This is a genomic window from Paenibacillus sp. Marseille-Q7038 (assembly GCF_965111595.1).
Window position 1 is genome coordinate 1,600,267 of record NZ_CBCOOM010000001.1, and the last position, 14,385, is coordinate 1,614,651.

A 14,385-nucleotide genomic window follows, 5' to 3' on the forward strand; every position below is an offset into this window, starting at 1 on the left:
TATGAAAATTAAATCATACATTTCCTACCATAAACTTCGCTTAGCAATCTCACATTATTCGGAACATACAAAAGAACATTCAAAAGAACATAAAAAACAGGATTATACACTCCTTAGGATTTAATGGCTGTTACCGTAGTCCCATCTTTCTCAATAATGTACTCTATATTTTCTCCACTCCAAAAGTGAAACTTCAAAGTGACTTTCCCATCACTGATTTCATCAAAGAAAGCTTTTGTTAATTTGATCTCATTTGTCTCATAGGATGGAACGAATGAGTGTCCAAATTCTTTAAACGAAGTCCAATCCGCTGGTCCCGCATTTCGCCCATCCTCATAGAGCGATTCCATCGTAGCCAGTTGATCTCCATTGAATTGTACTGGAATGATCAGTTCATCCGAAGATCCAGAAGTCTCACTTAGCTGAGGTACATCGTAGGTAATAATGTTAAGTTTCCAATCGGCTCCTGAAGTGAAATTGATATTGAGCTCTGCTTGCTTCCCATAAGCAGTATCAGACCACTGACCAAGGAAATTGGCTTTTAGAGTGAGTATGTTCTCATGAATTGTGTAATCTTGGTCTTTCATTAGTGTCTTTCCGTTCATATTTACATTTTGAAATTCGTTTCCGTTCGGCTCAAGAGGAATGGATACGTCCTGAACATTCTCTCCCTTCTTCAGATAGACAAGATCAGACATCGCATGGGAGGAACGACCTTTGAAACCAGCTTTGATAACAGCATACAAATCTTCATCAAACCAATTGAACTCCCTGCGGTTAAAGTGTTGACCGTTATCCCATAACATCGTTGTAAACCCTTTTTGACCGGCATAATCATTTACAAAATCAAAATATTTCAGTTTCTCTCCGTGCTGGATGGTCCCCAAAAACTTGTCAAAGCCCAATAACCCGAACTCACCCACAATGACCGGAATACATTCCTTCGTAAACCGCTCATATGTCCGATCAAACGTATCCATGATATCTTTCTGAGCGGCTCCATCAAAACGAGTTGCTCCCGCCATATTGACACTAAAAGGATAAAATCCGTAATAATGAATGGTCGCAATCAGATTAGGATCGTTATAACTGGTTATCGTCTTGTATAGTTCCTCTAATCTGGCTTCGGAAGCAGAGGCCGTTATACTTGGAATAACTAGCGGGCGCTTTCCATTTTCCCCTCCAGAAGTCCGAACGATGTGATGAAAAGAATCATTCAATTCACCAAGCATCGTAAAATATTGAGGTTCATCTTTATTCCAATCCTCTGAGAATCGAGGTTCATTAATGCTCTCAAACATTAACTTGCTGGGATGATCTTTGAAATGATCTGCTATTTGTGTCCACAAGGCATTGAATCGCTCTAATACTTCATCATGATTCGTATCCATGTACCTCACCCATTCGCTGGAGTCGTGATGGATATTAATCATGACATAAAGGCCTTCATCCAGTGACCAATCTACAACTTCCTCAATTCTTCTCATAAAATCCGGATCAACCGTATAGTCAGGAGCGTCGCCCATACGGTGCTCCCACGTAATTGGAATGCGGATACTGTTGTACCCTTGTTCGGCAATCTCAGCGATCAACTCTTTGGTGGTCAGTGGGTTTCCCCAAGATGTTTCATCACCCGTTGCATCAAACGTATTTCCAAGGTTCCATCCTGGCTGCATTTTTTCTACATAAGTTTGCATTTTACTCTTCTTCTCCTTCTGCTTATCAGCTGAAATGATGGAACCAACTACAAAAAGAATGCCTGCCATTAACACCAAAGAGATCAGCATTGCCCATAAAGGAAGACTCTTTTTATTAATCATACCAAGTCCTTTTTTTCATATTTTTGGCATATACCATATGATGAATGGATTACGAAGATGTAAGCTGCTATTCGATGGTTCTCTTTACAAAGGGAAGAGAATACATTTCCTCCACTGTGATATCTGTTAGAACATTAGTGGTATCTGTTAGAATATTGCCACGTGGATACGATTGAAGAGTAAGCTGGCAAAGAGGAGAAGGATCACCTGCTTTCTTTTACTGTAATCGCTTTCTTCATCTGTGAGTATAAGCTTAACCCTTCTCTAACTCAATAGCTATAAGAGACATGAATCTTATATTTATTAACGAATTGTGACCCCGGATCGATAACCACTTGTTGATCGCATTCATACAAGGAATTGTTGTTGGATAAAGACTTACTATCCCGCTCGTTAGCACTTATGAAAGCAAAGATACGAAAAAAGTCGCCATATAGGCGACTTATGGGACTGACCACTTCTTTCCGAATAACTCCATTAATTCATCCTAACATTCTTAGAAAATAACAACAAATTCAGACTCTTAGCGAGCCACGAAAACTCCTGACACCATAATAAGAATCTGCACCATTGTGGTACACAAAAACAGTGTCGTAGCGACGATCACAAAAGAGGGCACCACCCAGTTGTCTAATATGATCAGGTGTTTTCACCCAGCTCGATGTTTTCGTATCAAATGGCCCAAGTCTCTGCAGCTCCCGGTATTGTTCTTCTGTCAAAATCTCAATCCCCATGGCAGTTGCCATATCCATAGCACTATTCTGCGGTTTGTGTTGTTTCCTTGATTCCAACGCGGTCCGATCGTAACACACACTTCTGCGGCCTTTAGGGCTTTCTGCCGAACAATCACAAAAAACATATTCACCCGTCTCTTTATCATAAAGAGTAACATCAGGTTCGCCGCCGGTTCTTTCCATTTCGAAAAGTGACCACAGTTTTTCTGCATTCCGTTCCAGTTTTGCTTCTACTGCTGCCCATTCAAGTCCTTCGTGGCGATTCATGTTTTTCTCAAAACGTGTTTTTAATGTTCCGAGTAATTCGTCACGTTGTTCTGGTGACAACGCTTTACTTTCATTGTTCATACTGAACCTCCCCATAATATGTTTGGATCTTTATAAAAGTATCATCACTTTCATTTCTCTCTTCGAACCTATGTAATTATTCGGTTAATTTCCGACTGTTTTCGCCAGTAATAATTTTATGGAATATTTGATATCTCTGTACATCCAATCATAACATATTCTGTTTTATAAATACTTTTGAGTGCTCCAGTTATGTTTGAATGAAGCTGTTGCAACAGAGCTTCCTCAAGTTGCTTTTCCCTAACATCTGGATTTGAAGCAAACGAAAGAGTTGGAATATGGAAAAAAGCACTCATCAAGATGACAAGTACCACACATTGTTTTATGTTCAAATGAAACACCCTTTTTTTAATATAAGGTGCTTCATCTATATTGAATTTATACAATATTTACGTTTATTTCTTACACTATTCGGAAAGTTAACATACCAAAAAGCAACTGATCGCACTGACCAGTTGCTCTGTTTATATTCTAATCCCCTCTGCGAAATCATCGCTCTAAGGTGATTCGATTGGTGACGGAGCTCAAATCACTCTCCCCTTCATATGTAAAAATATTTAAAAATTTATACATTTGGCTCTATAATTGATATATACTATTTATACGAAAGAAGCAATGTCGGTACTATTTGCAATAAGAATTTCATTCTACTTCGAAGACAGGTGAACCAAACTGAACATAGAATTATTTAATCAGGCTGTAACTGAGCTACTGAAACGCTCAGGTAGCCGTGCGCTTGTCCAAATTGAATCCACTTTCCCGGACAATCGCCTCGTTGGTGGCAAATATCACATGAGTAGTCATACCGTGTATCTATATCAAAAAGAAATTATGGAGCAATGCAGAATGTTATTCGGCTCACTTGCTCCCTTACATTCATATATTTCTGTTATTCTAGCTCATGAATTGGGTCATGCTGAGGATGCAGAATTGAAACATCTATCAGGTCTTCTTGATGGACCTCTCACTGTCTCTGAACAAGCCCAAATTCGGCTGCGCATTGAAGAGAATGCTTGGCGTTATGCGGAATCCCTACTATGGGACATTGATCCCGTTTTCTTGAGTACAATCATTGACGAATCCCTGTACAGTTACCATCAAGCTATTGAACCACATATCGCTTAACGTTATCCATGATACAGCCTTAATAAATACAAGGTCAGTCTTCCCTTTTTCATAGGTGAGGTCTGGCCTTGTTTTTCTTTGACTGCACATCATCCTTCTACATCCATCCAATTTTAATTTACTTCATGATTAGACACTGAATATAAGATCTATATCTTTATTTACCCTCTCTTCTGGCTTTCAAACATACTTTAATCCATTTCATATTCATTCAAAGCAAGACTTTCGAAGATTGAATTCCTTGAAACATTAACGTACTCTAGCTGCTTCATCCGTTGAAGAAAAGCTGGTTTCTGATCTATCATACAATTTTCTATGTTTAGAGACCTGAGTCGCTTGAGTTTCTCTAACTCAATTGGTAGTTCATGGATCGAAGTATAATTGATCGTTAGCTGCTCCAACTGCTCAAGTTCTCCAATCTCAGTGGGAATACAATTTAAACTGATCTCTTCCTTTGATTTCGTCCGCCAAGTGGAATCAGGTCTATCTGAACTAGCACAACTGATTTGAAGCTCTTTTAGGTTCTTTAACTTGGCAATAGATCCGGGAATGCTTTCAAGGTCTGCTGTCATGATCCTCAAACTTTCTAACTTACTTAACTCGAACAATGCTTGAGGTAACCGATAAAGATCTTGTTCAAATATTTCTAACCATCGTAACTCTGTAAGTTCGCAGATTCGATCTGGCAGCTTCTTCAGTCTATGTCCACTTATATATAGCCGATCCGTTTTTTGCTTAATAGCATCATCTAGCAGACGATTGAAGTCCCGATGTGCCTCTATTTCTATGAAAAGTCCTGTAATTTGATCCATCAGCTCGATCGCTTCGTTCTCTGACACATTTATCCCGTACATACCCTCATGGACAACGGAATAAAGGTAGTCTTCGCCATCTTTTTTTAAGAAGCACAAGTCTTCTGGTAAATTAGGAAAAATCCAATCCGATAGGCTTCCTGCAAATTGCTTTAATAGAAGACCACTTTCTTCACAGGATTTATAAAAATAGTAGGTTCCCGAACAATAAAAGGCATGACTGCGATATGCTTCTCTTATTTGTATGACTTCCTCCCTATTGTTGTTTTGTATCACGATTGTTTTCATTAAATAAGGTTTCAATTCTTCCAGTACACTTTGATACTTTTGATTCTCACTAGGCAAATCCACCATTTTGTAACCCAGCACAAAACATTCCGAATTCTGTATCGCTAAATCTATAACTTGTTTATAAGCTTCACCTTTAGGGTCTGTATACATTCTTAACATACTAGTTCTCCTCCTATAAAATACATATTATTCCTATTATAGATTAGCACCTCTTTCTCTCCAACTAAATATGAAAATGACACGAAAACAACGAAAAACCATCCATCTCATTTATGAGATGAATGGTTTTTAGGAATCCGTCTACGTTTCGTCATAACAATTTAATAGTCTTACTTATATATCAAGCAATTAATTGTGACCTACTATTGGGTGCGGTACATATGGCTCTTCAAGGAACAAAATTTCTTCAGGTGTTAATGTAACCGATAGAGCTTCTATCGCGACTTCAAGGTGAGATATCTTCGTCGCTCCGATAATAGGAGAAGTAATTGTTTCTTTCTGCAGCAGCCAAGCAAGAGCGATCTGAGTACGGGGAACACCAAGTTTTTCTGCGATAGATGCAACACGCTCTACTACGATCCGATCCGCATCCATAGTTCCATCGTACTTAGACTTTTGAATTTGGTCGGTTTCGGAGCGAAGCGTAGTTTCTGACCAATCACGTGTCAATCTCCCGGATGCGAGTGGGCTGTATGGAGTCACCCCAATTTTTTCTTCCTTACATAGAGGCAGCATCTCTCTCTCTTCTTCACGGTAAATGAGATTCAAATGATTTTGCATAGACACAAATTTAGTCCATCCATTCTTTTCCGCTACATGTAATGCCTTTTGGAACTGCCATGCAAACATTGCAGAAGCACCAATATATCTTACCTTTCCTGCTTTTACAACGTCATGCAACGCTTCCATCGTTTCTTCAATGGGTGTATTGTAATCCCACCTATGAATGATATAAAGATCTACATAATCCGTTCCCAGTCTCTTAAGACTTTTATCTATTTCACTCATGATTGCCTTTCGAGAAAGCCCAGCACCATTTGGACCTTCATGCATTCGGCCCCAGACCTTGGTCGCGAGGACAATTTCATCACGGTTTGCGTAATCTTTGAGTGCTCGACCTAAGAATTCTTCACTTTTTCCTAGCGAATACCAATTTGCTGTATCAAAAAAATTAATGCCTTTATCCAAAGCCTTTTTTATAATCGTTCGAGAATCTGCCTCATCAAGTACCCATGGATGAACCCAATGCTTTGCATCACCAAAACCCATACACCCAAGACAAAGCTTAGATACATCTAAACCTGTGTTTCCAAGTTTCACATATTCCATTAGAATTCTCCTTTTTTGTTTGTTTTCAATCCGTATTATCTATCCACCCCTTATTATGCAATAAATGGATGGACAAGTGTGATCCTATTTGTCTCATTTCATTGCCCGATCCTCTCTGCAATATAGGATAACGTCTATCGACGATTGAGTTATCTTATGTATTGTTCGGTAACGAAAAACGGTAGCTGGAATAAGAGCAGCTACCGTTTTTATTATGATGAGTTTACTCTGATCAATAGATTTTCACTTTTGACACTTAGGATGTACCAATAAGGTTTTGATCTGTATTCGCTTCTATTGTCTCAAATTTTTCCTTTAGTCGCTTTATGTCCGCCTTTGGGGGAAATCCAAACATCCGAGAATATTCACGGCTAAACTGAGAGGCACTTTCATAACCAACCCGATACGCAACTTCAGAAGCATCCCCTGATTCCATTAATAAAAGACTCCGGGCTTCTTGTAACCGAAGGTGTTTTTGAAATTGAAGCGGGCTCATGTTAGTGATTTCCTTAAAATGTCTATGGAATGAAGAAGTGCTCATATTAGCGACTTCTGCAAGCTCTTCCATTCGTAAAGGTTGATCATAATGCTTGATAATTAGATCAATTGCTTCTCTGATACGATAAGTGTTACTTCCTTCCATTGCAATTTGTGAAAGCGCCCAGCCATATTTCCCCTGAAGGAGTCGATAAATGATCTCTTTCTTATGAATAGGTGCAAGAAACGAGATGTCCTCAGGAGAATCAAGCAATTGAACTAAACGGAGCACGGCATCCAATATCGATAATTCAATCTGACCAACGAACATGGCTCTTGAAGCATTGTCCTTTGTGTTGATGTGAATTTTAGCGTCTTTCAACACCTCTAAAATTTCATTTTGGTTAATCTCAAGTTTTAAACTTAAATACGGAACCTCAGGTGAAGCCTTTATTACCTGCCCAATTACCGGAAGATCCATAGAGGTTATCAGGTAATTCGACGGGCCATATTCTAAGCGCTCCTCAGCCAGATAAATTTCTTTCAACCCTTGAGTAACAAAACAAAAGGAAGGATTAAATACTCTATAGGCGGGTTCCTCCATCTTATCCGAACGAATAAGGAACAAAGAAGGAATCATCGTCTTTGATACTCCTGGTTGTTTACAATGGCGGTTAATCAGTTTTGTAATGTTTTTTTGTCTGATTTCTATTTCTTCAACCATTGGCCCCTCCTTAATGAGTGTTTTATATGATTATACGCATTCGTTTGTAGAAATGAAATCGTATTGAGAGGATTAGGCAATGATTTGAGACGAATTAGATATCGGTTCTTTGTTCAGGGATGCATAATATAGACGTGCCCCAAAGGTATGACTATTAATAATAACTGAGTTTTTTGGAATTAAAAGGAGCTTACATTAACCGCACTTTTCACAGCTTGTATTCGCTTGCCGTATGACGTGGGGGATAACTTTCAAAAACCAGGAGGATTTCACATGCAAAAAGTAACTTTAAATAACGGTGTTGAGATGCCGATACTTGGATTTGGTGTTTTTCAAATTGCAGATCCAAAAGAATGTGAACAAAGCGTTTATGATGCGATTACGGCAGGATATCGGCTGATTGATACCGCTGCCTCTTATGGAAATGAGGAATCTGTTGGCAGAGCAATTAAACGTAGTGGTGTGGCAAGAGAAGACTTATTTATAACGACGAAACTTTGGGTCCAAGATACTGGTTATGAGCGTACAAAAAAAGCATTTGAAAAATCACTGGAAAGATTGCAACTTGATTATTTAGATTTATATTTGATACATCAGCCTTTTGGCGATGTTTATGGTTCATGGCGCGCGATGGAAGAATTGTATCGTGAAGGAAAGGTACGTGCCATCGGCGTTAGTAACTTCTTGCCAGATCGTCTAATCGATTTGATTATTCATAACGATGTAAGTCCTGCTGTAAACCAGGTCGAAACACATCCCTTCAACCAGCAAATGGAAAGTGCTAAATTCATGAAAGAAAACAATGTTCAGATCCAGTCCTGGGGCCCTTTTGCTGAAGGAAAAAACAACTTGTTCCAAAATGAGATATTGCTATCCATAGCTAAAAAGTATAATAAATCCGTCGCTCAGGTAGTTTTGCGTTGGTTGACACAAAGAGAAATTGTTGTGATTCCAAAGTCTGTTCATCAAGAAAGAATTGTTGAAAACTTCAATATCTTTGATTTCAAATTAAACCAAGAAGATATGGAGTTAATTACTACCTTAGATACGAAACAAAGTTCATTCTTTTCACATAACGACCCTGAAATGGTGAAATGGATTGGTACTCGTAAGCTTGATATCTAACAATATCTATTTCAAAACTAAGTAATGATCATCAACGTGAACAAGCTCTTGCTCTCAGTTTGGGAGAAGAGCTTGTTTAATTGTTTAAGGGGGAAGACATGAGCGAACTTAAGATAATAATTCACGAATCTTCGGATTATTTAACGGCCAATCTACTACCGATTTTGACTTCATCTACGTTTTCTACAATAGAAGAATAATAAAGTTTCTTAGAAAATCGCTGATAATCACCAATTACATAGAACTCTTTTTTAGCGCGTGTCACAGCTACATTTAGTAGATTGGGCTTGGAACATGACCAGTTTGCTGCTCCATCACCGTTCTCGTCAGTTCCCGTTACTAAATAAACAATATCTGCTTCTTTTCCTTGAAAGGTATGGACCGTACCTACAGAATTCCTCAACCAATCATTTAATACTTCTTTAGAAATCCCCAATTTCTTTAATTTCGCTCTTAGAATTCTTTTAATACCATCCTTAACTGCCGTAAAGGGAGAAATGATATATACATTCGGAGGACCCGCGTTTTTCTTCCATAGTGCAATCATATGATCTGCCACCAATTCTCCTTGTTCTTCTACAAATTGACGATTTTTAGCCGATCCTTTACAGTCATACCAGATACTCTTACCTCGCCCCTCTTTACCCAATACCATTTTGTTATCATAAGCTATTTCGTTCGCAACAGTGAACATAGGATTTAAGCATCTTCTATGAACCCATAACGGTATGCCAATCCATTGACCATAACCGCTCGTCATTCCATATCGATTAGCTGCATCTGCTATGGTTTGAACAGAGGATCCCATTCCAATATATCTATCACTTACGTTAAAATATTTCTTAATGTCTCCTAAAATGGTTTGATCTAAGGTTATGACTGGCTCAATTTGAATTGGGTCACCTACTACTACCACATTTTTAGATCTCCATATTGCACCCGCCGATTGTTGTGGACTCGCTTGTCCTGCCTCATCTATAAATAAATATTGAATAAAATCCTTTTCTATTCCTTTATACATCGAACTAAAACTTGCAAAAGTTGTACTTACCAAAGGAGTAATTAAATGAACCGTTTGCCACATATTCTTCAAGTATTCTCTATGTTCCATATCGTTAAGATCTAAATTTGCACGATTGATCAATAAGCGTAAAGTTGATTTAATGGCTTCTAAATTGAAAGCCAACATCATTTTATGGATTTTCATAGCCTTTAAAAACAGTAATCCTCTTTCGAAATTCAGTTCATCTGTAAGCCAAATCGTATTTAATTGCCGAAACTCGTATGCCTGTTGTGTGTTCGACCAATAATCTTCATCAGGTAATATTAAACCCTGCATTTTAAAATCTTTCAGCTGTTTTGCAAAAGCAGATTCCCTTTCTTTGAGTTCCTCTATCATCTTTTTAGATTTTTCAACCTCTGTCTTTTTTATATAAAACTTATTCCCTTCTTCTTTCAACCGAGTAATAATATCGTAGAGTTCATTTTCCAATTCTATTTTTTTAGTATTTTTTTTACCTAATACCTTTTGTAAGAGAGAAAGTTTTGGTAGGGATCGAATTTGTTGTTCGGTGAGTTGCTTTTGCTGTTCTAAATGGGACTTCCCGTTCCCTAGATCCATTAGTTCTTGATTAAGTTCAGGTAATTGCTCCTCTAACTCTCTCAATAGGACAATAGAAGATTTTATGCTCTTATATTCGTCGTGAAATTTCTGGAGACTCTCCTTTTTTTTCTTAACCGAGTTAAGCGTATCTTCAAATTCTTTTACAGCTTTCTCCCAATCCTTTGTGTTTACTTGTTTACTATCTTGTTCGAGTTGTTGAAGAAAAGAAGTTCCATCCTCTTTCTTCCTAAACAAACTCCAAGCATACGTTGATATATTATCTGATTTACCAAGGGCTCCTGAAAATAATCCCCATGCCTCATCGTTACTACCTAGCAAATCCATTGCCGCAACTTTATACATAGATAAATCCTCGGCCTCTACAGCGTACGACTCTTCATAATGATTGAACTTACTTTTATCCGAAGAACGTATAACTTCATTTCGTTTAGGTAGATCCTTAGAGATATTTTCAACTGCTCCATTATTACTCGAAGCCACTACCATAGAATACGCCTTAATATTTGAATCTAATAAATAGATGGGATAAAATCTACCATTTAAATTAATTGACTTTACTTTTGTAAAAGCTTGGGACGGGGTATCCAATTGCGCTATTTTTTCAGCTCTTTGAACTACAATGTCAGCAAAGATGTCTTTTAATAAAGTGGTCTTTCCTGTGCCAGGCGGTCCATTCACAGAACTTATTTTTTGATTACTATTCATAATTTGATTTACAGCAACTTGCTGCATTAAAGATAGTCTATGTTCTACGGGAGATGGCCACCGGCCATGTGGTAAATGAATCGGCTGTAAAATATCTTCGATATATTCCTGATTTTCATTTATATTTAAGCGCTGTTCTATAGGTACTCCTTCTACAAACTGACTGAGCGCTTCGTTTTCTCCTTTCTTTAAGATGAGTTCCAAGTCACTTATATAGAAGCTATTAAAATTCTTTTGTTTAGAAATTTGACCAGCTTTCAATACTTCAATCTCCAAATAATGTAATGAATTGTCATCTAATCTATGAAAAAATTGTTGGTATACTTGTTGAATTAAGAGTAAGGATTCCTTTGTTACTCCATTAATAAAAACGGTTTGTGCTTGTTCTTCAAATAATTTCAATTTACTTTGAAAAGGAGTTAACAGATCCTCATATTTCACCTCCGAAGTTTTCGCCAAAAATTGTATTACATACATCAAAAAAGGAACGAATATTGACTCTTTTATATAATTACCTTGATCATCAACCAAAAAAGAAAAACTAAATAATGTTTTATTTTCCTTATTAACAATCTCATCCTGATTCATAAAAGCTTCACGTATAAAGCTGACAAGTTTATGATGCTCAAAACAAGCGAAGTAATAGCGGAATTGAACCTGAAACTTATCATTTTCCTTTACTATGTCGTTCTTCCACGGAGTTTCATTAAGATCAATCAAACGTGTGCGGTTCCGATTTTTATTGTCTGTGAAATAACTTCCTTTCACCGTTTCTCCCTTACCGGGCACTTCACTTGGGACCAACGCTTCAACTAAGTGCCAAGTCTTTAAAACCCGTTTGGTAATCTCCATCTTTTCACTCCTCTAGTATTCAGTTACATAATATTATAATAAAATTTGGAAAAATAAGTTATGAAATGATGAAATGAAGTGATATGTTTAGGGATAAAACAAAGGAGCATATAAAAAAGGGAGCGAATTCGCTCCCTTTACTTAAGACAAGACGTCTAACCTGTATTACATTTAATAGCTCCATTTCAATCTTGGTACAGCTTCACATATATGAATTAAATTACTTCCAAACCTCATCTGCGATTTCCTTAACAAAGCGAAGTTTACTCCATTGCTGTTCTTCGGTTAAAATATTGCCTTCTTCCGTAGATGAAAATCCACATTGCGGACTTAAACATAGCTGTTCAAGCGGTACATAGGTTGCTGCTTCTGCTATGCGAGCTTTTATCTCTTCTTTATCTTCTAATTCACCTGATTTAGATGTTATTAATCCTAATACAATTTTTAAATTTTTGCGATTCACATATTTCAATGGTTCAAAACTTCCTGACCGCTCATCATCGAATTCCAAGAACAACCCATCCACGTCTAAACCGCCAAAAATCGTTTCAGAAGCATAATCATATCCGCCGCTAGCGAAAAAATTAGATTTATAATTACCACGACAAATGTGCATCGTGATGACTAAATCTTCTGGTTTATGAGCACACGGCCACAACCCAAGTGAGCAATATTTGCCAAGTCTTCATTCTCCGCACAAATTTTCCTGGCCATAAAAACACTTTAAAGAGTATTTCGTTATGTTGAAGTGCCTCTAAAAATTCTTCCTGGTACACCTTGCTGTCCGGATTTAAGCGAATCGCACTCCGCATATAAGTCTCCTTTAGCTTATACTCTCCGCGCTCACCAGCTGCCCATCCGAGATACAAAAATACTTGAGATAATTCCCTATTATATTTCAGGGCGAGTTTTTCCACCCTCGCAGAATCCTCATAGTTTTTGTTTAATGCTTCTGTGTAGCTTAACAAAGCCAAATAAACCGGAGATTCCGGACGCAGTTCGAGCGCTTGTGAAAGGGCCGTCTTTGCTTGATTTGGCCTGTCTATTTTGTTATATAAATGCGCTTGTAAAAAATAATAATGAGGCTCGTAGGGATCGATCCGCAAGGCTTCCTGTATAGCTTCTTTGCACTCCCGATCCTGATTCGTATCGTAGTAAACGCCAACCCGCACGAACCAAGCTAGTTCATGTTCTGGCTCTCGAGTGAGTGCTTGGTTCGACCAATACAGTGCTTTATCATATTCATCCATTAAAAGGTGAATTTGTGAGATCAACGCAAAAACATCCGGGTTCTCCGGCTCTTCGCTTAGAAGTTGCTCAGCTTCCTTTAGTGCTTCTTTGTACCGCCTCCATTCGATCAGCTGCTGCGCCTTCGTATAAGCGACGTTATCATGTACGTTCTCCACCTGCTCTGCCCCCCTGTTACGATTATGACTTCACACCATGCTTACTAATGTAATCCAGCACAATTTGATAATCGCGGTTCACATCACTGAACGTCGCATAATTCTTTGCTGTAGCAAACCAGTCCAGCGTTGTCGCCTTCCGTCCTTTAGCAGATCTCTTTAAATCGTCCTGAGTAATGGGCTGGATCTCACCCTTCTCAAAAGTACGCTCCATCGCAGATTCCACAGCATCCTTGACTAACTGCTCCAAATCTGCTCCCGAATAATGCTTCGTCTCTGCGGCAATTTTGTTCAGGTTCAGCGAACCCAGCGGCTTACCGGAAAGCTTCAGTTCTAGTATCGTTTGACGCTCATTCTCTTCAGGTGGCGGTACAAAAACAAGGTGGTTAAATCGGCCGGGACGTCTCAGAGCGGAATCAAGGTACCAAGGCGTGTTGGTAGCGCCGATGACAAACACGTGATCATTCTCCGCCTGCAGACCATCAAGTTCCAACAATAATTGGTTAACGAGCATGCGGTCATGATGTTGGCGCATTTGATGACGACTTCCTCCAAGGGCATCGATTTCATCAATGAAAATAACACATGGCTTGCTTTCTCGTGCTTTTTCGAAAATATCGTGTAAGTTATGTTCGCTCTGGCCAGCATACATGGAAAGGATAGACTGAAGCTCAATATGCAAAAAGTTAGCATCGATCTCACCTGCCACCGCCCGCGCCAAGAACGTTTTTCCGCATCCAGGAGGACCGAATAAAAGAAGACTTCCTCCAGCTTGTTTGCCGTATGCAGCAAACACTTCCGGCTGTTGCAGCGGTAAGATGAAATTCATTCTGATTTTTTTCTTAACTTCTTCCAAGCCACCGACGTCAGCAAACGTTTCCTTTGGTTTCTCTGACTCAACAAGTGATTGATCCTCTTTGCTGAAATGAATGAGCTTTAAATTTTTACGTCTTTGCTCCGCTAGTTCATCATGGTCCGACATATCCTGCTCTCTCCTCCTGCAATGTTTTTAT

11 protein-coding genes and 1 pseudogene are annotated in these 14,385 nt (G+C 38.5%); 2 read left to right on the forward strand and 10 right to left on the reverse strand.

What is annotated here, in order from left to right; translation table 11 throughout:
* Nucleotides 1-113: 113 nt before the first annotated feature.
* From ACWPWY_RS07785 to ACWPWY_RS07795, 3 genes are all read right to left on the reverse strand, one after another.
* Nucleotides 114-1,820 carry a cellulase family glycosylhydrolase gene (locus ACWPWY_RS07785; RefSeq protein WP_454191143.1) on the reverse strand — a complete coding sequence of 569 codons (1,707 nt, stop codon included), beginning with the start codon at nt 1,818-1,820 and terminating at the stop codon, nt 114-116.
* A gap of 515 nt (nt 1,821-2,335) precedes the next feature.
* Nucleotides 2,336-2,902, reverse strand: coding sequence for a DUF4256 domain-containing protein (locus ACWPWY_RS07790; protein WP_454191144.1), 567 nt, complete (start codon nt 2,900-2,902; stop codon nt 2,336-2,338).
* A 116-nt stretch (nt 2,903-3,018) separates the two neighbouring features.
* Nucleotides 3,019-3,234, reverse strand: a complete 216-nt coding sequence (locus tag ACWPWY_RS07795; protein ID WP_454191145.1) for a hypothetical protein — start codon at nt 3,232-3,234, stop codon at nt 3,019-3,021.
* 460 nt (nt 3,235-3,694) lie between these two features.
* On the opposite strand from ACWPWY_RS07795, the gene ACWPWY_RS07800 reads away from it, so the two are divergent.
* Nucleotides 3,695-4,027 carry a hypothetical protein gene (locus tag ACWPWY_RS07800; RefSeq protein WP_454191146.1) on the forward strand — a complete coding sequence of 111 codons (333 nt, stop codon included), beginning with the start codon at nt 3,695-3,697 and terminating at the stop codon, nt 4,025-4,027.
* Between the two features lie 191 nt (nt 4,028-4,218).
* Here ACWPWY_RS07800 and ACWPWY_RS07805 read toward each other — a convergent pair whose 3' ends face one another.
* From ACWPWY_RS07805 to ACWPWY_RS07815, 3 genes are all read right to left on the reverse strand, one after another.
* On the reverse strand, nt 4,219-5,289 hold the full coding sequence (locus tag ACWPWY_RS07805; protein ID WP_454191147.1) for a leucine-rich repeat domain-containing protein: 1,071 nt from the start codon (nt 5,287-5,289) through the stop codon (nt 4,219-4,221).
* A 189-nt stretch (nt 5,290-5,478) separates the two neighbouring features.
* Nucleotides 5,479-6,459: an aldo/keto reductase gene (locus ACWPWY_RS07810; RefSeq protein ID WP_454191148.1), complete on the reverse strand. Its 981-nt coding sequence runs from the start codon at nt 6,457-6,459 to the stop codon at nt 5,479-5,481.
* A 256-nt stretch (nt 6,460-6,715) separates the two neighbouring features.
* Entirely contained in the window at nt 6,716-7,660 is a 945-nt protein-coding gene (locus ACWPWY_RS07815) for an AraC family transcriptional regulator N-terminal domain-containing protein (RefSeq protein WP_454191149.1), read from the reverse strand.
* A 273-nt stretch (nt 7,661-7,933) separates the two neighbouring features.
* Here ACWPWY_RS07815 and ACWPWY_RS07820 point away from each other — a divergent pair, with 273 nt between their 5' ends.
* A complete protein-coding gene (locus ACWPWY_RS07820; protein WP_454191150.1) occupies nt 7,934-8,785 on the forward strand; it encodes an aldo/keto reductase in 852 nt (283 codons plus the stop codon).
* 136 nt (nt 8,786-8,921) lie between these two features.
* Here the strand turns inward: ACWPWY_RS07820 and ACWPWY_RS07825 are convergent, their stop codons facing one another.
* The 4 genes and pseudogenes from ACWPWY_RS07825 to ACWPWY_RS07840 form a co-directional block, all read right to left on the reverse strand.
* On the reverse strand, nt 8,922-11,966 hold the full coding sequence (locus ACWPWY_RS07825; RefSeq protein ID WP_454191151.1) for an AAA domain-containing protein: 3,045 nt from the start codon (nt 11,964-11,966) through the stop codon (nt 8,922-8,924).
* Between the two features lie 220 nt (nt 11,967-12,186).
* Nucleotides 12,187-12,612: pseudogene (locus tag ACWPWY_RS07830) on the reverse strand (5-methyltetrahydropteroyltriglutamate--homocysteine S-methyltransferase); the annotation flags it as partial.
* Nucleotides 12,605-13,372, reverse strand: coding sequence for a tetratricopeptide repeat protein (locus tag ACWPWY_RS07835; RefSeq protein WP_454191152.1), 768 nt, complete (start codon nt 13,370-13,372; stop codon nt 12,605-12,607). The pseudogene ACWPWY_RS07830 and the gene ACWPWY_RS07835, both read right to left, overlap by 8 nt.
* 22 nt (nt 13,373-13,394) lie before the next feature.
* Nucleotides 13,395-14,354: an ATP-binding protein gene (locus ACWPWY_RS07840; RefSeq protein ID WP_191801454.1), complete on the reverse strand. Its 960-nt coding sequence runs from the start codon at nt 14,352-14,354 to the stop codon at nt 13,395-13,397.
* Nucleotides 14,355-14,385 lie beyond the last annotated feature (31 nt).

Coding starts and splice junctions, on each gene's coding strand:
- ACWPWY_RS07785 (WP_454191143.1), bottom strand. CDS start 1,820: ATGATTAATAAAAAGAGTCTTCCTTTATGGGCAATGCTGATCTCTTTG.
- ACWPWY_RS07790 (WP_454191144.1), bottom strand. CDS start 2,902: ATGAACAATGAAAGTAAAGCGTTGTCACCAGAACAACGTGACGAATTA.
- ACWPWY_RS07800 (WP_454191146.1), top strand. CDS start 3,695: ATGAGTAGTCATACCGTGTATCTATATCAAAAAGAAATTATGGAGCAA.
- ACWPWY_RS07805 (WP_454191147.1), bottom strand. CDS start 5,289: ATGTTAAGAATGTATACAGACCCTAAAGGTGAAGCTTATAAACAAGTT.
- ACWPWY_RS07810 (WP_454191148.1), bottom strand. CDS start 6,459: ATGGAATATGTGAAACTTGGAAACACAGGTTTAGATGTATCTAAGCTT.
- ACWPWY_RS07815 (WP_454191149.1), bottom strand. CDS start 7,660: ATGGTTGAAGAAATAGAAATCAGACAAAAAAACATTACAAAACTGATT.
- ACWPWY_RS07820 (WP_454191150.1), top strand. CDS start 7,934: ATGCAAAAAGTAACTTTAAATAACGGTGTTGAGATGCCGATACTTGGA.
- ACWPWY_RS07825 (WP_454191151.1), bottom strand. CDS start 11,966: ATGGAGATTACCAAACGGGTTTTAAAGACTTGGCACTTAGTTGAAGCG.
- ACWPWY_RS07840 (WP_191801454.1), bottom strand. CDS start 14,354: ATGTCGGACCATGATGAACTAGCGGAGCAAAGACGTAAAAATTTAAAG.